The following is a 19,847-nucleotide window of genomic DNA, read 5'->3' on the forward strand; positions in this document are numbered from 1 at the left end:
ACCTCCTGGCTTGGAAGACAGTCATGCCGAATGCAAACCGAGAACACCCCGTGGCGCTCATCAGTGGCGTAGGCAGCGATATAGGCATCGGCATGGCGATCGCCCGCAGGTTGGGCGCCGCTGGCGCCAGGCTGATCATTACCGCCAGCAGCGCCCGCATCGCTCAACGTGTCGAAGAGTTGCGAGCCGAAGGCTTCGAGGTCGAGGGCCGCCCCCTCGATCTCACGGATGAAACCCAAGTGCGTGAGTTTGGTTTGTGGGCCGAGTCCGCCTGGGGCCGGATCGATATCCTGGTCAACAACGCAGGCATGGCCATGCAAGGCAGCCCGGAGACGTTTGCCGAGGTGGCAGCCCTGGACCTGGGTATGTGGAACCTGACGCTGGCTCGCAATGTGACAACGGCTTTCTTGCTCACCCGCGCGGTCCTGCCCGGTATGCAGGCGCGCAGTTACGGGCGAATCGTCAATATCAGCTCCACCACTGGCACTCGTTGCAGTAATCCCGGCGAGGCCGCCTATAGCGCTGCGAAAGCGGCCATGGTCGGTATGAGCATGGGCCTGGCACTTGAAGTAGCTCGCCAGGGAATTACGGTGAACTGCGTCGCGCCCGGCTGGATCGCCACCGGTTCAACCACCACCGAGGAGGCCACCGCCGGGCACCACACGCCGATGGGCCGTGCAGGGCGCCCCGAAGAAGTCGCCGCCCTCGTGGCGTTCCTGGCTTCTGCTGAAAGCAGCTACATCACCGGTGAAGTCATGGTGGTGGATGGCGGCAACTGCCTGGTCGAGAACAAGGCGCCAGCCAGTTGATTCAACTGGCGCCATAGCGCTGGACTCGCACGCTACTTGTGTGCGAGGAGCGCCTTTCTATCGGCCTTTTCCTGCTTCATTGCCGCGAGCTCACGCTCGCAGGCTTGGACGTCGAATGAGTTGTCCCACTTGGCAATGGCGATGGTACCGATCCCATTGCCAACCAGGTTGGTCACGGCCCGAGCTTCATTGAGGAAACGGTCGATGCCCAGCAGCAATACCAGGCCCACCAGCGGGATGGAATGGATGGTGGTGAGCGTCGCCGCCAGCGTGACGAATCCGGCGCCTGCGACGCCAGCCGAGCCTTTGGATGTCAGCAGGAACACACCCAACAGGATCATCTGGTCCATGACGCTTAGCGGTGTATTGGTGGCCTGGGCAATAAAGATCGCTGCCATGGTCAGGTAAATGCAGGTGCCGTCCGCATTGAAGGTGTACCCGGTCGGCAAAACCATGCCCACGACGGACTTTTTGCAGCCAAGCTTTTCAAGCTTGACCATCATTCGCGGAAGAACGGCTTCGGTCGAGCAGGTCCCCAGCGTGATGAGAATCTCGTCCTTGAAGTAGCGTAGGAACTGCATCAGCGGCATTCCTGACCAACGGGCAACGACGCCGAGGACGACCACGATGAAAATCAGGGTCGTGACATAAAGCGCAACCAGCAACTGACCTAGCGATAGCAACGTGCCGATGCCGTACTTGCCGATCGTGAACGCCATGCCCGCACCTGCGCCAATCGGCGCCAGACGCATGACCATTGCGACAATCCTGAACAGCCCTTGCAAGAACAAATCGATGGTATTGATCAACGGCTTGCTGGTCTCGCCCATTTGCACCAGGGCAATACCCATCAGGACCGACAGCACAATCACTTGCAGCATGACGCCATTGGAAAACGCGCCAACGAACGTCTGCGGGATGATATTGAGAAAAAATTCGATCGTACCGCCTTGCTCACTTGCTGCTTGGCTGTACTTGCTGATCGAACTTCCATCGAGCGAGTCGGCATTGATGTTCATCCCGACGCCAGGCTTCACGACGTTGACCACGACAAGGCCGACGACCAGTGCGATGGTGGAAAGGATCTCGAAGTAGATCAAGGCTTTTACGCCAATCCGCCCCACTTCCTTGATATTGCCCATCTTGGCGATCCCCACGACCACCGTACCGAAAATAATCGGCGCCAGGAGCATCTTGATAAGCTTGATGAAGCCGTCCGCGAAAGGCTGTAGTTTGGCGCCGACATTGGGAATGAAGTAACCGATCGCTGCACCGATCACGATGCCGATCAGCACTTGCACATACAGCTGGCTGTACCAGCGAGACTTGGAAATTTCCACGAGAGCACCTCATTTTATTGTTGTGATGGGCGTGTGGGTGGGCGTCACTGCGACGCCTGATGCCGCAGCCTTGAAGCAGGCTGCGGCTTTTGAAGAGATCAGCCCTCGCCCAATTCGCGCATGACGGCGTACAACGCAGATTTGGCTTCGAATCCGACACCGGGGATATCCGGCAGGCCGACGTAGCTGTTTTCCACGCGAATCCCGTCAGCGAATCCACCGAAAGGCTGGAATACATCGGGGTACGATTCGTTGCCACCCAGGTGCAAGCCCGCAGCGATGTTCAGGGACATTTGGTGGCCGCCATGGGGAACCACACGGCGCGAAGACCAGCCCATCTCTTCCATCACTTTCAAGGTACGCATGTACTCAACGAGTCCATAGGACAAGGCGCAGTCGAACTGCAGATAATCCCGATCGGAGCGCATGCCGCCGTGGCGCAGCAGGTTGCGCGCGTCTTGGTGGGAAAACAGGTTTTCTCCGGTGGCCATGGGTAGCTCATAGTGGTTGGCAAGCTCCGCCTGAAGCGCGTAGTCCAAGGGATCGCCCACTTCTTCGTACCAGAACAGGTTGTATTTCTTGATGGCTTCGGCGTACGCGATACCGGTCTCCAGGTCGAAGCGGCCGTTGGCATCCACCGCCAATCGACGTCCGTCGCCGACCACTTCCAGCACCGCCTCGATACGACGGATGTCCTCATCCAGCGGCACCGCGCCGATCTTCATCTTCACGACGTCGTAGCCACGGTCCAGGTAGCTTTGCATTTCTGCCTTGAGCTTGCTCTGGTCCTTGCCCGGATAGTAATAACCACCCGCGGCATAGACCCAGACCTTGTCATCCGCCACGCCGTCGCGGTAACGGTCGGCCAGCAGGCGGTACAGCGGCTTGCCCTCGATCTTGGCGACAGCGTCCCATACCGCCATGTCGATCGTACCGACGGCGACCGAGCGCTCACCGTGGCCACCCGGTTTTTCGTTGGTCATCAGGGTCTTCCAGATGGCGAACGGGTCCAGGTTGTTATTTTCCTGGTCGATGAGGGTGTCCGGATCAGCTTCCGTAATGCGCGCGAGGAAGCGATCACGCATCAGGGCGCCCTGGCCGTAGCGACCGTTGGAATTGAAACCGTAACCGATCACCGGTTTACCGTCGCGAATCACATCCGTGACAACCGCCACGACCGAGCAGGTCATTTTCGAGAAATCGATATAGGCGTTGGCGATGGGAGAAGCGATGGATACGGTTTTTTCGCGGATGTCGACGATACGCATGAGGGGTTCCTCTTGTTGTGATTGGCCCCAACGTTATGCTTTGCGACGAAACCCGCCCAATGCTATTAATGCCGCGCCCTATGCACAGGAGGCATTGCCCTTGGAACTCGTCTGGCTAGAAGATTTTTCAGCGCTTGCGGAATACGGCAGCTTCGTTCGTGCCGCGCAAGCGCGCCACGTCACGCAGCCGGCGTTCAGCCGCCGCGTCCGCTCGCTGGAAAACTGGATGGGTGTGGATCTGTTTGTCCGCACGCCCCAGGGCGCGACCTTGACCGAAGCCGGGCGGCAGATTCTGCCCAGCGCCCAGGAGGCTGCGAGGCGCCTGTACAGGATGCGTACCGAGGCGCAGGAAGTCGCCGGCATGACCGCCAAGACGCTGCAATTTGCCGCGACGCATTCGCTGTCGTTCACCTTTTTCCCGAGATGGTTGAGAAACTCCGAGAATGGTGCGCCGATAGACGCCGTGCGCCTGCATTCGGACAGCATGGCGGTGTGTGAACAGATGCTGATCCACGGCCAGGTGCAATTCCTGCTCTGCCATCGGCACCCCGACGTACCGCCGTTGCTGGAGTCGAATCAGTTCATCGCAAAGAAAGTCGGAGAGGACATCCTTATCCCCTTGGCGAGTGCCTCGGCCAACGTCGGCACGTCACCTGCGACGTTGCCCTATCTGGCCTATACCGACGAATCGGGTCTCGGGCGTATCGTCGCCCACCGGCTCCATGGCAAGGAAGACTACCTTCACCTCAAGCCGCTTTTCAGCAGCCACCTGGCCGCGGTGCTGATGTCCATGGCGCTGGAAAGCAAAGGCGTCGCGTGGCTGCCCAAAAGCCTGACGGAACAGGAAATGGCCGATGGACGCCTGGTCAGGGCCCTTGATGAAAGCTGGGACATCCCCTTGGAGATCCACCTCACGCGTCCAACCGCGCCGATCAGCCCGGGGGCTGAAGAGTTCTGGGGCAGGCTCAAGGGTTGAGTCTACTCATCCGCCCCGCTCTGCTCGTTCCAGAACACCGCGAATCACCCCCGATTGCCATTCGAAATACGGATTATAGGTGAGCCGCGCATGGATTTTTCCCGGCTCGCTATAGCCCCAATCCGAGAACCAGACGTCCTCCCCTGCCTCGCACCGGGCCACTTCATCGGCGTTGCGGCTGTTGCGGCAGAACCGCAGGGTGCCTGAGCGACCGTAGAGCGGGTTGGCTGGCGAGAAAAGGATGCCCATGTGGGAGAACTGGCTGATGCGCTCTTCAACGATGCGGTCGGTACGCGTCAGGATGCGGCGTTGCTGCGCAACCTCCCCGTCACCCTGGCCGTACCAGATCAGCCGGCTCGCAGCATGGGTGAAGCGCCGTTTGAACAGCTCCCGCACGTAGCGCACGTCGACCACGGAATCCTGTTCAGTCAGGACAATGGCAACCGGCCTGTCGAAGTCTTCGTTCTCGATAAGCCGGCGAACCGCGACGCTGCTGCGGTAGAACTGGGCGAAACCGTTGGTGGGCACATTGTGGTAACGCACGGGCGACTGCTGTGGCCGGGAGTTGTCCGGCGCGAGGATCCAAGTCTTGAAATGCGCCAGCCAAGGCGCGGCCCAATCGTAGGATTCGCTTGACCGAAAGGCCGGTGAAAACAGCACCAGCCCCCTGATGCCCGGATCCTTGACCGCATAGGCCAGCGCCAGATTGGCGCCGGTGGAGAACCCGCCCAGGTAAACGTGCGCAAACTCCTTGCGCAGCAAGGCGACCTGCTGCTCGACCAACTGCTGCCATTCCTCCAGTTGCACATCGATCAGGTCGGCCGGTTTGGTGCCGTGCCCTGGCAGCAACGCGACGCGCACCACGTAGCCTTGCGCCGCGAGGTCCCGCGCGATATCGACGAAGGACCAAGGGGAATCTCCCAGGCCATGCAGCAGCAGAATGGCTTTGTCGGAGGGCGCATCGGGACGTACTTCATAAGGCGCATTCCAAGCCAGTTCGTCGCTGCGCTGTTCGGTTTGGAACAGCCGTTTTTCTTCAATCAGGGCACGGGAAGCCTGGGCGTAAGCCTGGAAATTCTCCGGCTGCACCGTGGCATCGGCCGCGCTGGGCTGCCTCGCGCAGCCAAGCGTCAACGCCAGGCACGCCACGCTGGCAACGGCAACCGGCATGAATGAGCGCCGAAACCGTGTCACAACCTTGATCGTTGCTGAAATCATTGACAATCATCCCCTTGTTTCACGGCTGGGTACCTGACCCTATCACGCCCATCACCCGATGAATCCGAATCGTGGCGCATACGTTTGTACAGCCACTGCGCCCCATCGTCCACATAGGAAAACACCACGGGAATGACCAGCAGGCTCAGCACAGTCGAGGTGATCAGCCCGCCAATCAAGACGATGGCCATCGGCGCGCGGAAACTCGGATCGGTTCCCCAACCGAGCGCGATGGGCATCATGCCTGCGCCCATGGCGATTGTCGTCATGACAATGGGCCGCGCGCGCTTGCCGCAAGCGTCGATGATCGCCTCGGTGCGAGTCAGCCCATGGTCTCGACGCGCGAGGATGATGTAGTCGATCAGCAGGATCGAATTCTTCGTCGCGATCCCCATCAGCATGATCAGGCCGATCATCGACGGCATCGACAAGGTCGAGCCGGTGATGAACAGCGCGAGGAAGGCGCCGGGCACCGAGAGCACCAGGGCGGCGAGGATGGTCAGCGGTTGCAGGAAATCCTTCAACAACAGCACCAGGACCATATAGATGCACAACACCCCGGTGAGCATCGCCACGCCGAATCCCGAGGCAAGTTCGCCCATGGCTTCGGCATCGCCTACAGATGTACGCGCCAGGCCGGGCGGCAGTTGCTGCAAGCTTGGCAGGGCAAGTACAGCCTGCTCGATGTCGCCCAGTGGCTGGCCGTTTGTCTCGATTTCGATATTGATGTTGCGCATCCGGTCGAAACGCTCGATTTGTACCGGGCCGCTCGCGAACTCCAGCGACGCAACGTTCTCCAGCGCCACCGGACCTCGGGCCCCGGGCACCGGCAGGCGCTTGAGCGTCTCGAAGTCCTGGCGAGCGGCGTCGGTCAACCGCACGACGATGGGCACTTGCCGCTCGCTGAAATTGAGCTTGGCGAGCTCCTGGTCATAGTCGCCCAACGTGGCGACGCGCAGCGTGTCGGCGATCGCCGCCGAAGTCACGCCAAGGTCGGCCGCCCTGGCGAAGTCGGGTCGAACCAGCAATTCGGGGCGTTTAAGGCTGGCGGTGGAAATCACCGCGCCCACGCCAGGCACGCCGCGCAACTCACGCTCTACCTGCTGCGCATGTCGGGTGAGCAAGTTGCCGTCTTCTCCGGCGAGCACCAGCACGTAGTTCTCCGACTTGCCCATGCCCACCTTGACCCGTGCTCCGGGCAGTATCGCCAGCGCTTCGCGCAGCTGGTTTTCGATCTGCTGCTTGGTCAATCCCGGCCGTTGGTTGCGGTGCGTCAGGTTAAGTGTCAGCACCGCCGTGCGGACATTGCCGGTGTTGCCGCCGGCCGGCGCTATAGGATCGGCACCGGCATTGCCGCCCCCAACGGCGGTATAGACCTTATTCACCTGGAGGTTTTGGCGGACTATCGCTCGTGCCTGTTCGGCGAGCGCCAGGGTGTCGCCCAGCTTGCTACCGGGAGCAAGCGTGAGGGTGACCTGGGTTTGCCAGTCGTCATCGGGCGGCATGAAGGTGCCCGGCAACGCGGCCGCGAGCATCAGCCCGCCGACAAAAAAACTCACTGCACCGAGAGCGGTCATGGCTCGATGACGCAGGCACCACGCCGCCCAGGACAAGTAGAGCGTCACCCAGCCTGGCATCCTGCGCTCTGGTTTTTTCGGGGTGCGCATCAGGTAGGCCGCCATCATCGGCGTCAGCAGCCGCGCGACAACGAGGGAGAAAAACACCGCCGTGGCCGCCGTCCAGCCGAACTGGACAAAAAACTTGCCGACCGTGCCGCTCATGAAAGCGGTGGGCAGGAACACCGCGATCAAGGTAAACGCCGTGGCGACGACCGCCAGGCCGATCTCGTCAGAGGCGTCTATGGCCGCCCGGTAGGGTTTCTTGCCCATCTGCAAATGACGGCCGATGTTCTCCACTTCGACAATCGCGTCATCCACCAGCACGCCGACTACCAGCGACAGTGACAGCAGCGTAACGGTATTGAGCGTGAACCCCATCCAGTGCATCACGGCGAAGGTCGGTATCGCCGAGAGCGGCAGCGCGACGGCCGAAACAAAGGTTGCTCGCCAATCCGGCAGGAACAGGAACACCACCAGCACCGCCAGCGCCGCGCCCTCGTAGAGCAGGTGCAGGGAACCCTGGTAATTTTCGATCACCGGTTCGACGAAGTTGAATGCCTGGTCGAACGTGACTCCCGGGTGTCGGTTCTTGAGCAGCTCCAGGGCGGCGTGTACGCCTTCATCAACCTCTATCTCGCCGGCCCCTTTGGCCCGCACGATTTCGAAACCGACCACCGGCTCCCCGTCTAGAAACGCCGCCGAACGACGCTCGCCGACGGTATCGGAAACCGTCGCGACCTGGTCGAGCCGGACTCGCCGGCCGTCACTCAAGGTCACATCGAGCATCGCGATTTCATCAGCCGAGCGCACCGTGGCGAGCGTCCGCACCGTTTGCTCGCTGCCGCCCAAGTCCACGCGCCCACCGGAGGCCTCTTGCTGGATCTGACGCAGTTGGCGAGAGATATCCAGCGCCGTGGTATTGAGCGCCAGCAGGCGCGCCGGGTCCAGATCGATACGGATTTCCCGGGTCACCCCGCCAACACGATCGACCACGCCCACGCCAGGTACAGCCAGCAAAGCCTTGCTGAGGGTGTTGTCGACAAACCATGACAGCGCTTCTTCGTCCAGGCCCGTGGCCGACACCGTGTAGGTCAGGATCGGCGTGCCGGCGATCTCGATCTTCCTGATCACCGGATCGCGCAGGTCGGCAGGCAGGTCGGCCCGCACCCTGGAAACCGCATCACGGACATCGTCAAGCGCTTCCTGCGGGGGCTTGCCCAGACGGAATTCAACAGTGAAATCGGCATTGCCGTCGGTCAAGGTGCTCTGAATATGCTTGATCCCCTGCACGGTCGCGAGGGAGTCCTCGATCCTACGGGCCACGTCGTTTTCCAGCTGGGCCGGCGAAGCGCCCGGCAGCTCGGCTGAGACAGCGACCATGGGCAGGTCGACGTCGGGAAAATTCTGCACCTTCATCTTCCAGAAGCCCATCGCGCCGGCAAATGTCAGCAGGATGAACAACAACACCGAAGGCGTCGGATTACGGATCGACCAGGACGACACGTTAAGGCTCATTGCAGGCTCCCGCTCTGGAGATTGCTTGTCGGATGGGGGCGCGCCTGCACGACGCGGACAAGGTCGCCCTCGGCGAGAAAGCCGCCCCCGGCTTCGATCACGGCGGCAGTGCCGTCGATGCCGGCGGTGATCTCGATCCGATCACCGATGCGCCGTCCCGCTGTCACCTTGGCCTGGGCCACCTTGAATTGGGCGTCTACCTGCAAGACGTAACTGAAGCCGTCGTGCTGCAGCACCGCAGTTTGTGGCAGCGTCGCCATCCGCTCGGCCCCGACATCGAACTCGCCGCGGGCAAACATCCCGGCACGGGCCGCTGTTCCGGCGGGCAGATCGACATACACCAGCCCGTTGCGGGTCTGCATGTCCACCGTTGGTGCGACCCTGCGCACCCTGCCCTCGATCGTCGCGCCATTGACCGGAATAACCCGCGCAAGCTGGCCGGGATGGAACTTCACAAGGTCCGCTGCCGCGACCTCGGCGCGCCATTCCAAACGTCCGTCGCGGATCAAGCGGAACAGCTCCTGGCCAGCGGGCAGCACCGCGCCCACCGTGGCACTGCGCGCCGAAATCACGCCGTCGTCGGGCGCCAGGACATCCGTCTGGGCCACGCGCAGGTACTGCAATCGTTCGACGGCCTTGCTCGCCTGCAGCCTCGCCTGTGCCGCGCGTTCGGCTGTGACGTGTTGGTGGACCTGCTGTTGCGACAGCGCCCCGCTCGACTGCAATTGCCGGGCTCGCTGCGCGTTGCCCCGGGCTTCGGCCAGAGACGCTAGTGCTTCGGCGGTGGCGGCGCGACGCTGCGCGAGTTCGGCCACCACCGTATCGGAACTGAACGTCGCCAGGACCTGGCCACGGCGGACCACATCGCCAACGTTCACCATGACCTCGGCCAACCGCAAACCATCGGCCTCAGTGCCAACGCTCGCTTCCTGCCAGGCCATGATGTTGCCGTTCGCCTGGATGCGAACCGGCATCAGCGCCGATTCAAGCCTGGTGACGGCCACGGTCAGGGCCGGCTTGGGGTAATTTTCCAACTCGGGCGGCCCCGAGTCCGGCGAGATAACCATCATCACCAACGCGATGGCGCAGGCGATGCTCACAACAAACAGAACGACATGCCGCACTTTTCTTTTCATGGGGATCGGATTCCTGCGCAGGGTTCGCATCGCTCGCGGGTGCCGAAGGATCGACTTGGCGCGATGGCTCGAGGCGGCCACTGTCCAACAGGGAGTCTTTCGCAACCCTTACCAGCAAAAGGTTGTTATCCAATCCGAACCGTAAGTGTTCAGTAAGAAGAAGTTCTCAACGATAGGAAGGCGTCCATCCCACTATCTGGAGACTTCCATGCGTGCCCTGCCCTTATCGAAACCTTCCGTTGCGATCCGGCTGACCATCACCACCTCGGCGCTTGTCCTGGGCCTGTGCTCGTCGTTCGCGGCCATTGCCGCTGAGGTGCAAGGCTCCGCCTGGGGCCTCGGTGTGGGTGCCGCCAGCAGCCAACAGCCGTACAAAGGCATTGACCGGGACAGCGAGGTCCTACCACTGATTTACTTTGAAAATGAATATGTGCGCGTCTTTGGCCCGACCGCCGAGATCAAGCTGCCGGGCCTGGAGATCAGCGACAGCCAACAGCTCGATTTCAGCCTCGTGGGTGAGTACGATTTCAGTGGCTATGATGACGATGACGCACGCATCCTGGAGGGAATGAGTGATCGTAAAGGCGGGTTCTGGGCCGGCGCCAAAGTGAGATGGAGCAACGACCTGGCCGATGTCAGCGCCGAGTGGCTGGGCGACGTTTCGAGTAACAGTAAGGGCCAGCGCTTTACCCTGGGCCTGGAGCGCACATGGAAGATCGGCGAGCACGTCCGGCTCACGCCACGACTGGCGGCCATCTGGCAAGACGACAAATACGTCGATTACTACTTCGGCGTCCGGGAACATGAAGCTCGCGCCGATCGGGCAGCCTATGATGGCAAGTCCGGCATGAACACCGAAATTGGCCTGCGTGGAAACTATATGTTCGATGACCATCACTCCGTGTTTCTGGACCTCAAGGCGACGAGCCTGTCCGATGAAATCAAGGACAGCCCGCTGGTAGACCGATCTACCGAAAACAGCGCGCTGTTCGGCTATCTGTACCGCTTCTGATGAGCCGCATACTGCTGGTCGAAGACCATGAGCGCCTGGCGCAACTGGTGTGCAAGGGCTTGGCGGGCGCAGGCATCGCCGTCGACGTCATCAGCCGCATCGATGCCGCGTGGGCGGCCATCCAGCAAGTGCCTTACCAGGCGTTGATCCTCGACCGGGGCCTGCCGGACGGCGATGGGCTGCTCCTGCTCGAACGCTTGCGTAACGCCGGGCTGGGCCTGCCTTGCCTGGTGCTGACGGCCCGCGACGCATTGCACGACCGGATCGAAGGCCTGGACGCCGGGGCGGACGACTACTTGCCCAAGCCATTCGCCATGGACGAAATGGTCGCGCGCGTGCGGGCCTTGTTGCGTCGCCCCGTGGAGCGCCGCCCCTTGGCCCCGTACCACGGCGACCTCAGCGTGCAGCCCGACGCGGGGGTCATGTGCAGCATCGAAGGCAGCGTCCCACTCGCGCCGGCGGAGATGCAGATCATGCTGTTATTGCTGCGCAAGCCCGGCGAAATCGTCCGTCGCAACGCCATCGAGGCGGCCGCGTGGGGCCTGAGCGAAGCGGTAACGCCGAACGCCCTCGACGTCGCTCTGCACCGTATTCGGCGCAAGCTGCTGGCGATCGGTTCCCGTCAACGGATAGTCAATTTGAGAGGCCTGGGTTATGCCCTTCGTCAAGACGACCTGGCGCAATAGCATCAGCTTCAAGGTGCTGCTCGCCTACGTCGCCGGCGTGGGCTTGAGCATTTTGCTGATTGCCCTGGGCGCCTTCGCGCTCATCACGTCCAGGAGCGATATCCTGCTGACCACCGACGTCGCCGAGCGCACCCATGAACTGGCCGGCAAGCTGCTGTTCGACGCTGCGGGCCGGCCGACCGGCTTCGATGACAGCGAAGGTGATCGCGTCTGGACCTTCAAGAGCCTGGGCGAGGAGATCGGCTACCGCGTGCTGGACTCGCAGGCAAACGTCGCGCTGGCCTCCACCGACCAAGCATTCTGGTCCCCGGTCGCAAAGGCAGCGCCATCGGAACAAGGTCACTTCAAGTTCGAGCGCGAAGGCATCCCGATGTACGCCGCTACCGCCCCGGTGGAGCACAACGGCGCGACTTGGTACCTGCAATTCGCCGTCAGCGAACGATTGATGGAACTGCTTCACCAAGGTTTCGCCTGGCCTTTCATGGGGGCCGGTATCGTCCTGTTCAGCCTGGTGCTGCTTTTCGTCTTTGGTGCCTGCGCCTATTTCACCCTGGGTTATGCGCTTAAGCCGCTGCGCGAGGTCTCGGAGTCGGCGGCGACCATTTCCCCTCGATCGTTGCACTCACGCCTGGAAAGCAAAAACGTGCCATGGGAAGTGGCGCCACTGGTCCGCAGCTTCAACAGCGCGCTTGAACGCCTGGAACAGGGTTACCGTGTGCAGCAGGAATTCCTGGCGACCGCGGCCCATGAGCTGAAGACGCCACTGGCGTTGATCCGCGCACAAATCGAATTAATGGCGCCAGACAAGGGTCGCGACTCGCTGCTCGATGACGTCGCGCACATGACGCGCCAAGTCCAACAACTGCTACTGCTGGCCGAAACCAGCGAGGCTCACAACTACAGCTTCGCAGTGGTGGATGTCGGGGAAGTCGCCCAGCAAGCCGCAGCCTATCTGCAACGCATGGCCGACGCCGCGTGCGTGGGCATCGTCGTGGCTGGGCCCGCAGATACGCAAACACCCTGGCAGGCCGACCGCAGCGCGCTGTTCACGCTGCTGAAAAACCTGCTGGAAAACGCCATCCAGCATGCGCCCGCAGGTACGCAAGTCCGAGTGGAATTCACCACAAGCAGGCTGACCGTACGCGACTGGGGGCCTGGCGTGGGGCAAGCCCAACTGCCGCAGATATTCACCCGTTTCTGGCGAGGCGCCCATCGGCGCGATCACGGCGCGGGACTGGGGCTGACCATCTGCCAGGAGATCGCCCGCGCACACGGATGGACGCTGGTTGCGCAGCGGGAGGAGCCAGGCTTGTCGTTCTGTTTGTCCCGGCATCACGCAGGGCCCGGATGAAATCCAGGCCCAGCCGACGCTCAATAATCCCAGGACCCCGCCACCCAACGAAACGCATCACCGTCGATCGCCACCCGGCCGACGGACGGAAACGACAGGTGGGTTGCCACGAACAGCTCCCCGCTCGCCGCAGCCTCTCGCATCAGCCGTACGCGAACGCGCACCGCTTCTTCAGGATCATGTTCGAAGCCGTTTTGCCAATCGGGGTGGTCGAAGGCCACCGGGAACAAGGCGTCACCGGCAAACGTGAGTTTTTCGCGCCCAGACCTCACGTGCACCACGCTGTGCCCCGGGGTATGCCCGCCGGTGCGTTTGACCACGACACCCGGTGCCACTTCATATTCCTGTTCAAAGGTGCGCAATTTGTCGTGGTACGCCTCCATGAACTGCCGCGCGGTGGTGTGCAGCACTTCGGGTATCGGCGCAGGCATGACGGTGCGCGAGAAGTCCGGTTCCGCCCAGAAGTCGACTTCGGTCTTACACACATGGATTCGTACATCCGGACGCAGGCGATTCCGGACCTCATCGACCAGCAGCCCACCAATGTGGTCCATGTGCATATGGGTGATGACCACATCGGTGATCGAGGACAGCTCGATCCCGGCCGCCTCCAACCGCTTGGGAAACAGTCCGGCGCGCGGGAAGCCGGGGAACTGCCCGCCCAGCCCGGCGTCGACGAGCAGGGTTTGCTCGCCGCTGCGCACCACCAGCACGTTGAGCGCCCAATCGAACGCGTCCGGGCCCAGGAACATATCCTTGAACCAGGCGGCACGGGCGGCGGGGTCGACATTGGTGGACATGGTCGAGGTCGGCAGCGGCAACACGCCATCGCTGATCACCAGCACGTCGATGTCGCCGACCTTGAGTGCGTAGCGCGACGGGACCAGCTCCTCGGTCGCGGATGTTCCCTGGACTGCGGTTTTTTTCGCTGGGTCTTGCAGATGCATCGTCATGATCGCTCTCCTGTGCTGAATGAGGATCCGTTTTGACGGATCACCTGGAGAACGAGTGTGCATCGCGGCGCGGCGCGCTCGGTATCATACGCGGGTATGCCGCGCCTACCTCTTGGCGTGGTCGTTTCAAACCAACGGCTGGCAATTTGCACGATTGGGCAATCATCGGACCGGATCATGCAAGCTATCGCGCCCAATGCTTTCTATAGTAATCGGTGCCCAACCATCTGGAGCTGGTCCGACTATGAGCGCCCTCAATATCAATGGCCGTGAGCACACGGTCGACGTAGATCCCGGCACCCCAATTCTCTGGGCCCTGCGCGACACGCTGGGCATGACCGGCACCAAGTTCGGCTGCGGTGCAGCCTTGTGCGGCGCCTGCACCGTTCACCTGGACGGCCAGGCCATTCGCTCCTGCGTGACGCCGGTTGCCGCGGCGGTTGGCAAGAAAATCACCACCATCGAAGCGGCCACCGATGGCAGCGACCCGGTGGGCAATGCCGTGCACGAGGCTTGGGTCAAGCATGACGTGGCGCAGTGCGGCTACTGCCAGAGCGGCCAGATCATGAGCGCGACCGCGTTCCTCAAGGCCCAACCCAAGGGCAAGCAGCCGACACCGGCCGAGATCGACTCGGCCATGGCCGGCAATATCTGCCGCTGCGGCACCTATGCCCGAATCCGCGCCGCGGTGGCCGATGCCGCCAAAGCCCTCGCCTGACAGGGAGTTCGCCATGCTGAACGAGATTTTTCCAACCGAACTACCCCGTGCTTTGCAGCACCTGCTCGAACGCGATGATGCGGACGGTCCCGCGACCCTGCCCCGCCGCAGCGTCCTCAAGATCGTCGGCATCGGCGGCCTGGCCTTGGGCGCATTTCCTCACCTGGCCCTTGGGCAACAAGCCAATGCGGCTGGCGAAGGCCCCCTCAAGCCGACCCAACAACCTTCGGCCTTCGTGCAGATCGCGCCCAACGGCGAGGTGACGGTGACGATCAATCGCCTCGAGTTCGGCCAAGGCGTACAGACGGGCCTGCCGATGATCCTCGCCGAAGAGCTCGACGCCGACTGGAGCCTGGTGCGTACGCGCAACGGCAACAACGACGCGGCCTACATGGATCCAGCCTTTGGCATTCACCTCACCGGCGGTTCCAATTCGATCAAGAACAGCTACACCCAATACCGTGAACTGGGTGCCCGGGCCCGGTCGATGCTGCTGGCCGCTGCGGCGGCGCGCTGGAATGTCGACCCCGCCAGCCTGACCACGCAAAACGGCACGGTGCTTGGCCCAGGCGGCCGCAAGGCAACCTACGGCGAGCTGGCCGAAGCCGCCATGGCGATGCCCGTGCCGGAGAAGGTCATGCTCAAGGATCCCAGGGAATTCCGCATCATCGGCCAGGCCACCACCCGCCTCGACGCCAAGGCCAAGAGCAGCGGCCAACAGGATTTCGGCATCGATGTGCACCTGCCGGGGCAACTGACCGCAGTGGTCGCCCGACCGCCGGTGTTCGGCGCCCGCATCGCCTCCCTGGACGACGGCGCCGCACGCGCCACCAAAGGCGTGAAAGCCGTGTTGAGTGTGCCGCTCGATGGCGGTGCCGAAGGCGTCGCGGTGATCGCCGACGGTTATTGGCAGGCGAAGCTGGCACGGGATGCGCTGAAAGTCGAATGGGACGTGTCCCAGGTCGAAAAAGTCGACACGGAAAAACAACTGGCCCAGTACCGCGAACTGGCCCGCCAATCCGGGCCTCTGCACTTCGATGCCGATATGAAGCCGCTGGCTAGCGCGCCGCACCAGTTGGAGGCGGAGTTCGTATTCCCTTATCTGGCCCACGCGCCCATGGAGCCGCTGAACTGCACCGTCCAGCTGTCCGAGGGCCGCGCGCAGTTGTGGGTGGGCACGCAATTCCCCGGTGGCGACGGCGCGGCGGCGGCCAAGGTGCTGAATCTCAAGCCCGAGCAAGTCCAGGTGAATGTGCAGATCGCTGGCGGTGGCTTCGGCCGGCGCGGCGTGCCCACCAATGACTTCGTCGTGCAGGCCTGCGAAGTGGCCAAGGCCGCCCGCGCCGCGGGGCTCGATGCACCGATCCGCACCCTATGGAGCCGAGAAGACGACATCAAGGGCGGCTACTACCGCCCCATGCACTTGCACCGCGCGCGTATCGGCTTCGACGACAGCGGCAAGGTGTTGGCCTGGGATCATGCCCTGGTCGGCCAATCCATTCTCACCGGCACCCTGTTCGCCGGGCAGATGAAAAACGGCATCGACCCCACCGCCACAGAAGGTTTGCGCGATCCGTATCCATTGCCGATGCGATTGACCGTGCACCATCCCAAACTCAACGTGCCCGTGCTCTGGTGGCGCAGCGTCGGCTCGACCCACACCGCTTTCGTGATGGAAACATTGCTCGACGAAATCGCCCGCACGACCAAGCAAGACCCGGTGGCGTACCGGATGAAACTGTTTGGCGACCAGAACCCGCGCCATCGCGACGCACTGCAACTGGCGGTGGACAAGAGCGAGTACGGCAAGCGCGCGCTGCCCGCCGGTCATGCCTGGGGCGTGGCGGTACATGAATCGTTCAGCTCGGTGGTGGCCTACGTGGTCGAAGCCTCGGTGCAGGATGGCCGTCCGGTGCTCCACAACGTCACGGCGGGCGTGCACTGCAACCTGGTGGTCAACCCGCGCAGTGTTGAAGCCCAGGTCCAAGGCGCCGCCCTGATGGGCCTGTCGATGTGCCTGCCGGGCGGCGCCGTGACGTTGAAGGACGGCGTCGTGCAGCAAAGCAACTTTGCCGACTTCAGCGTGCCGCGCATCACCGACATGCCGCAGATTGCGGTTCATATCGTCCCCAGCGCCGAACCACCGACTGGCATGGGCGAACCCGGCCTGCCCGCCTTGGCCCCTGCGTTTGCCAATGCCATCGCCAGCCTGACGGGCAAACCGCTACGGCAGTTGCCGTTCAGCCTGGCTTGATTCGGAGTAGATGCCGAACCTGTGGCGAGGGGTTTATCTCCCTCGCCACCGCCCCATGGGCGCCCGTTTCCTCAATTGTCCTGGCCGCAGTTCTGCCCGACTGAGCTGTAATCCAGCGCCTGGATCGCGCCAGTGGAGTCCAGGTAGGTCATGCGCGATTCGACGACGCCGCAGCCCGAGCCCGGCCCTTGCTTGACCGACAGCACCTTGGCGATGTCCAGGTGATCGCCGTATATGTAGGTGTGCGGCTTGACGGCGTCCTGGGCGTTGGCTGCCACGGCGCCGAGGCTGAGGATGGCAAACAGGGAAGCGATGCTGAGGTTCTTGACGTTCATGGCGATGTCTCCGACGTTTGAGTGAGTACCTGAGACGGCTTGTGCTGTCTCGATGGGCTCATTTGACGCCGGTGACGTATCCCGGGTGTGTCACTGAAGGGCCGAAAGGAATCAGTGCGTATCGACACAAGGTCTGGATACACAGAGATACAATCCCGCCGAAATGTCGAAGGCAGTCAGCTATTTCCACGCTCGCCACCGACCCCGCGCATGCAGATACGCCGCGACATCGCCGTAGCCCAACTGGGCGGCGATTCCCGACAGCGACTCGCCTTGCATTTCCAGGTGCAATTCCAACTCCGCGCGAACCTGGTCGAGCAATTGCCTGAAAGTTGTGCCTTCGTCCTCCAGGCGTCTGCGCAGCGTCCTGGGAGTCTGGTGCATCGCTTGGGACAGCTCGTCCAGACTCGGTGCCGTGCCTTTTGCCAAGGTCCTCCGCACACCCTCGGCCACCTTGCCTGACCAGCCGGTGAAGTTGCGATGGGCGGCCATCCGCCTATCCAGCTCCTGGGTCAGCAACTCCAGCATGCCGTGATGGCGGGTCTGCATCGGCAGGGCCAGGCTAGGCGCATCGAAATAGAGGACGTTCGACGGGCAGTCGAATTCGATATGGCTGCCAAACCACTGGCTGTATTGCTTGTGATACGCCGGGCGCGGATGACTAAACCGGGCCAGGATCGGTTGCACCACCTGCCCCGTCCCCCTGCGCAACTGCGCGATGGACATCGCGCCATAATGCTCCACGACATAGCGCGCCAACTCGCCGGGCGCATCGACGTTCAGCTCGACACCGACGCCGTGGTCATCGTCGAGCAGTCGTACAGAGTCGGTGTCCGCCGCAAGCGGCGCGTAGCGGGACCACAGCCGCATGGCGGACAACACATCGGGGCTGTATAGGCACAAATAGGCCAGGACATGCCAATCCTGAGGTGTGAACACGGTGAACAGCTTCAGCCCGATGGCCGAATCGACGCGCGCCGCCTCGCGCCAGAGCTGATCGAGTTCGACCAGGCTGTAATCACGGTTTCGCTCGCGGGCATGCGCATCCAGATAACGCTCCAGCACCAGGCCCAACTTGCCTCGATGAAAACGCTGGGGCGAACGATTGGCCTGTTCTCGCTCGATTTTGTCCGTTTCGCGCATAGGGACGGTCTACTCGCTGGCTTCTAATGAAATGGCATTGCCCGCTGGGGCCTAAATCGAGAGTGCCATGAATACAACAATGCTCGTCAACAATCCTTCTTTTGTCGTGGCCGGGATTTTCCTGGTCTTCATCTTGCTGGAGCTCGCCTGTTCCGCGCTTCGGCAGCCGTCGAGCGGTAGACGCGACGTGCTGATCGAAGTCATCGGTTCCGGGATCCTGGTGGCCGTCACGTTCCCCAGCGTCATGTGGCTCAGCGGCAGAATCCTCAGCCTCGCCGTGCCGGAAATGAGGGGCGCCCTGGCCACGCTGCCATGGGTTGCCGGGTTCGCGCTGTTCCTGGTGCTGGACGACATGACCCAATATTGGTGGCACCGGCTGACGCACCGGGTCCCGGCGCTGTACGCGCTGCACCGCGCCCATCATTCCGCGCCGTACATGAGCATCCGCATCGTTTATCGCAACAACAGCTTCTACTACCTGCTGATGCCGGGTATCTGGCTGTCCGGCATGTTGATTTATCTAGGGCTCGCGCCGGTCTACTACGTCTATCTGATCATCAAGATGACGGTGATCTTCGCCGCCCACAGCAGCGTGCCGTGGGATGACAAGCTCTACCGCATCCGGATGTTGCGACCCTTAGTTTGGGTGCTCGAACGAACGATCTCCACCCCCGCAACCCATTCCGCTCACCACGGTCTCACCGCCGATGACGGCGTCACGCATTACAAAGGCAACTTCGGCAACCTGCTGTTTTTCTGGGATGTGTTGTTCGGGACGGCAAAAATCACCCGTCGGCGGCCGCCCGCGTACGGCATCGAGCACCTGAAGCCGATCACCTGGAAAGAAGAGTTGTTCTGGCCCATCGTGCGCTCCCGTCGTGCGTCGCCAAAGGTCAGCGCAACACAGGAAGTGAACCCATGAGCCCGCATATCGTCGTGCTCTCGGGTTCCAATCGGCTGGACAGCCAATCGGCCAAAGTTGCGCGATACCTGCGCCAGCGACTAGTGGATCTCCACCTGTGCGAATCCAGCGAGCTGATAGACCTTGCCACCCGTCAGTTGCCGCTCTGGCCGGAACATGACGTTGACGAGACCTGGCAAGCCCAGCAATCGGTCCTTGCACAAGCGACGGCGCTGATCGTGATCAGTCCGGAATGGAACGGCATGGCGTGCCCGGCCTTGAAGAACTTCTTTCTGTATGCGGGGCTCGCCGAACTCGGGCACAAGCCTGCGCTGCTGGTCGGTGTCTCGGCAGGGACCGGAGGCGCCTATCCCATCGCCGAGCTGCGGGCATCGAGCTACAAGAACTGCAGGATCGCGTATTTGCCCGAGCAATTGATCATCCGGCACGTTGAATCGGTGCTGAACGGCGAAGCGCCCGCCGACCCAAGCGACAGCCGCCTGCGCGCCAGGGCTGATTGGGCGCTACGAATGCTCTGCCGCTACGAACAAGCCTTCCACCAGATCCGCGCTGCGATCGAGCACCCGCCGGCCTACATCAGCGGGATGTGAAA

General features: G+C 62.3%; 17 protein-coding genes. 9 read left to right on the top strand and 8 right to left on the bottom strand.

Going from position 1 to position 19,847, the window contains the following annotated elements:
* Nucleotides 1-23 precede the first annotated feature (23 nt).
* On the top strand, nucleotides 24-809 hold the full coding sequence (locus JZ00_RS04385) for an SDR family NAD(P)-dependent oxidoreductase (protein WP_039588555.1): 786 nt from the start codon (nucleotides 24-26) through the stop codon (nucleotides 807-809).
* 32 nt (nucleotides 810-841) lie between these two features.
* Here the strand turns inward: JZ00_RS04385 and dctA are convergent, their stop codons facing one another.
* A complete protein-coding gene (dctA, locus tag JZ00_RS04390) occupies nucleotides 842-2,149 on the bottom strand; it encodes a C4-dicarboxylate transporter DctA (protein WP_039588556.1) in 1,308 nt (435 codons plus the stop codon).
* Nucleotides 2,150-2,247: 98 nt separating this feature from the next.
* The gene (locus tag JZ00_RS04395) at nucleotides 2,248-3,417 is read right to left on the bottom strand and encodes a mandelate racemase/muconate lactonizing enzyme family protein (RefSeq protein WP_039588557.1); all 1,170 of its coding nucleotides are present in this window, start codon (nucleotides 3,415-3,417) and stop codon (nucleotides 2,248-2,250) included.
* Nucleotides 3,418-3,517: 100 nt separating this feature from the next.
* On the opposite strand from JZ00_RS04395, the gene JZ00_RS04400 reads away from it, so the two are divergent.
* Nucleotides 3,518-4,393, top strand: coding sequence for a LysR family transcriptional regulator (locus JZ00_RS04400; protein WP_039588558.1), 876 nt, complete (start codon nucleotides 3,518-3,520; stop codon nucleotides 4,391-4,393).
* Nucleotides 4,394-4,399: 6 nt separating this feature from the next.
* Here JZ00_RS04400 and JZ00_RS04405 read toward each other — a convergent pair whose 3' ends face one another.
* The 3 genes from JZ00_RS04405 to JZ00_RS04415 are packed head-to-tail and all read right to left on the bottom strand — an operon-like array spanning nucleotide 4,400 to nucleotide 9,881.
* Nucleotides 4,400-5,563 carry an alpha/beta hydrolase gene (locus JZ00_RS04405; protein ID WP_082112046.1) on the bottom strand — a complete coding sequence of 388 codons (1,164 nt, stop codon included), beginning with the start codon at nucleotides 5,561-5,563 and terminating at the stop codon, nucleotides 4,400-4,402.
* 44 nt (nucleotides 5,564-5,607) lie between these two features.
* A complete protein-coding gene (locus tag JZ00_RS04410; RefSeq protein ID WP_046509070.1) occupies nucleotides 5,608-8,745 on the bottom strand; it encodes an efflux RND transporter permease subunit in 3,138 nt (1,045 codons plus the stop codon).
* A complete protein-coding gene (locus tag JZ00_RS04415; protein ID WP_039588559.1) occupies nucleotides 8,742-9,881 on the bottom strand; it encodes an efflux RND transporter periplasmic adaptor subunit in 1,140 nt (379 codons plus the stop codon). The genes JZ00_RS04410 and JZ00_RS04415 overlap by 4 nt, the downstream gene beginning before the upstream one ends.
* 208 nt (nucleotides 9,882-10,089) lie before the next feature.
* On the opposite strand from JZ00_RS04415, the gene JZ00_RS04420 reads away from it, so the two are divergent.
* From JZ00_RS04420 to JZ00_RS04430, 3 genes are read left to right on the top strand one after another with little or no spacing between them, the layout of a single operon-like run.
* On the top strand, nucleotides 10,090-10,893 hold the full coding sequence (locus tag JZ00_RS04420; RefSeq protein ID WP_039588560.1) for a MipA/OmpV family protein: 804 nt from the start codon (nucleotides 10,090-10,092) through the stop codon (nucleotides 10,891-10,893).
* A complete protein-coding gene (locus tag JZ00_RS04425) occupies nucleotides 10,893-11,579 on the top strand; it encodes a response regulator transcription factor (protein WP_039588561.1) in 687 nt (228 codons plus the stop codon). The genes JZ00_RS04420 and JZ00_RS04425 overlap by 1 nt, the downstream gene beginning before the upstream one ends.
* Entirely contained in the window at nucleotides 11,548-12,930 is a 1,383-nt protein-coding gene (locus tag JZ00_RS04430) for a sensor histidine kinase (protein WP_039588562.1), read from the top strand. The genes JZ00_RS04425 and JZ00_RS04430 overlap by 32 nt, the downstream gene beginning before the upstream one ends.
* Nucleotides 12,931-12,950: 20 nt before the next feature.
* On the opposite strand, the gene JZ00_RS04435 is transcribed toward JZ00_RS04430, so the two are convergent.
* Complete coding sequence (locus JZ00_RS04435; RefSeq protein ID WP_039588563.1) at nucleotides 12,951-13,883, bottom strand: MBL fold metallo-hydrolase; 933 nt, start codon at nucleotides 13,881-13,883, stop codon at nucleotides 12,951-12,953.
* A 244-nt stretch (nucleotides 13,884-14,127) separates the two neighbouring features.
* Here JZ00_RS04435 and JZ00_RS04440 point away from each other — a divergent pair, with 244 nt between their 5' ends.
* Together JZ00_RS04440 and JZ00_RS04445 are read left to right on the top strand one after the other, a co-directional pair.
* Nucleotides 14,128-14,601 carry a (2Fe-2S)-binding protein gene (locus JZ00_RS04440; RefSeq protein WP_039588564.1) on the top strand — a complete coding sequence of 158 codons (474 nt, stop codon included), beginning with the start codon at nucleotides 14,128-14,130 and terminating at the stop codon, nucleotides 14,599-14,601.
* Nucleotides 14,602-14,614: 13 nt separating this feature from the next.
* The gene (locus JZ00_RS04445) at nucleotides 14,615-16,855 is read left to right on the top strand and encodes a xanthine dehydrogenase family protein molybdopterin-binding subunit (protein WP_039588565.1); all 2,241 of its coding nucleotides are present in this window, start codon (nucleotides 14,615-14,617) and stop codon (nucleotides 16,853-16,855) included.
* Between the two features lie 71 nt (nucleotides 16,856-16,926).
* On the opposite strand, the gene JZ00_RS04450 is transcribed toward JZ00_RS04445, so the two are convergent.
* Nucleotides 16,927-17,190, bottom strand: a complete 264-nt coding sequence (locus tag JZ00_RS04450; protein ID WP_039588566.1) for a DUF2790 domain-containing protein — start codon at nucleotides 17,188-17,190, stop codon at nucleotides 16,927-16,929.
* Between the two features lie 180 nt (nucleotides 17,191-17,370).
* Nucleotides 17,371-18,333, bottom strand: coding sequence for an AraC family transcriptional regulator ligand-binding domain-containing protein (locus tag JZ00_RS04455; RefSeq protein WP_039588567.1), 963 nt, complete (start codon nucleotides 18,331-18,333; stop codon nucleotides 17,371-17,373).
* 67 nt (nucleotides 18,334-18,400) lie between these two features.
* Between JZ00_RS04455 and JZ00_RS04460 the strand changes: the two genes are divergently transcribed.
* Nucleotides 18,401-19,255, top strand: a complete 855-nt coding sequence (locus JZ00_RS04460) for a sterol desaturase family protein (protein ID WP_039588568.1) — start codon at nucleotides 18,401-18,403, stop codon at nucleotides 19,253-19,255.
* Nucleotides 19,252-19,845, top strand: coding sequence for an NADPH-dependent FMN reductase (locus JZ00_RS04465; protein WP_039588570.1), 594 nt, complete (start codon nucleotides 19,252-19,254; stop codon nucleotides 19,843-19,845). The genes JZ00_RS04460 and JZ00_RS04465 overlap by 4 nt, the downstream gene beginning before the upstream one ends.
* The last annotated feature ends 2 nt before the right edge of the window (nucleotides 19,846-19,847 follow it).

This window comes from Pseudomonas frederiksbergensis, assembly GCF_000802155.2.
In the GTDB taxonomy this organism is placed as follows: domain Bacteria; phylum Pseudomonadota; class Gammaproteobacteria; order Pseudomonadales; family Pseudomonadaceae; genus Aquipseudomonas; species Aquipseudomonas frederiksbergensis_A.

What these genes read in the sequence shown, in the direction of transcription:
- JZ00_RS04420 (WP_039588560.1), top strand. Translation starts at nt 10,090, where the DNA reads ATGCGTGCCCTGCCCTTATCGAAACCTTCCGTTGCGATCCGGCTGACC.
- JZ00_RS04430 (WP_039588562.1), top strand. Translation starts at nt 11,548, where the DNA reads ATGCCCTTCGTCAAGACGACCTGGCGCAATAGCATCAGCTTCAAGGTG.
- JZ00_RS04425 (WP_039588561.1), top strand. Translation starts at nt 10,893, where the DNA reads ATGAGCCGCATACTGCTGGTCGAAGACCATGAGCGCCTGGCGCAACTG.
- JZ00_RS04415 (WP_039588559.1), bottom strand. Translation starts at nt 9,881, where the DNA reads ATGAAAAGAAAAGTGCGGCATGTCGTTCTGTTTGTTGTGAGCATCGCC.
- JZ00_RS04410 (WP_046509070.1), bottom strand. Translation starts at nt 8,745, where the DNA reads ATGAGCCTTAACGTGTCGTCCTGGTCGATCCGTAATCCGACGCCTTCG.
- JZ00_RS04395 (WP_039588557.1), bottom strand. Translation starts at nt 3,417, where the DNA reads ATGCGTATCGTCGACATCCGCGAAAAAACCGTATCCATCGCTTCTCCC.
- JZ00_RS04460 (WP_039588568.1), top strand. Translation starts at nt 18,401, where the DNA reads ATGAATACAACAATGCTCGTCAACAATCCTTCTTTTGTCGTGGCCGGG.
- JZ00_RS04445 (WP_039588565.1), top strand. Translation starts at nt 14,615, where the DNA reads ATGCTGAACGAGATTTTTCCAACCGAACTACCCCGTGCTTTGCAGCAC.
- JZ00_RS04455 (WP_039588567.1), bottom strand. Translation starts at nt 18,333, where the DNA reads ATGCGCGAAACGGACAAAATCGAGCGAGAACAGGCCAATCGTTCGCCC.
- JZ00_RS04385 (WP_039588555.1), top strand. Translation starts at nt 24, where the DNA reads ATGCCGAATGCAAACCGAGAACACCCCGTGGCGCTCATCAGTGGCGTA.
- JZ00_RS04405 (WP_082112046.1), bottom strand. Translation starts at nt 5,563, where the DNA reads ATGCCGGTTGCCGTTGCCAGCGTGGCGTGCCTGGCGTTGACGCTTGGC.
- JZ00_RS04450 (WP_039588566.1), bottom strand. Translation starts at nt 17,190, where the DNA reads ATGAACGTCAAGAACCTCAGCATCGCTTCCCTGTTTGCCATCCTCAGC.
- JZ00_RS04465 (WP_039588570.1), top strand. Translation starts at nt 19,252, where the DNA reads ATGAGCCCGCATATCGTCGTGCTCTCGGGTTCCAATCGGCTGGACAGC.
- JZ00_RS04440 (WP_039588564.1), top strand. Translation starts at nt 14,128, where the DNA reads ATGAGCGCCCTCAATATCAATGGCCGTGAGCACACGGTCGACGTAGAT.
- JZ00_RS04435 (WP_039588563.1), bottom strand. Translation starts at nt 13,883, where the DNA reads ATGACGATGCATCTGCAAGACCCAGCGAAAAAAACCGCAGTCCAGGGA.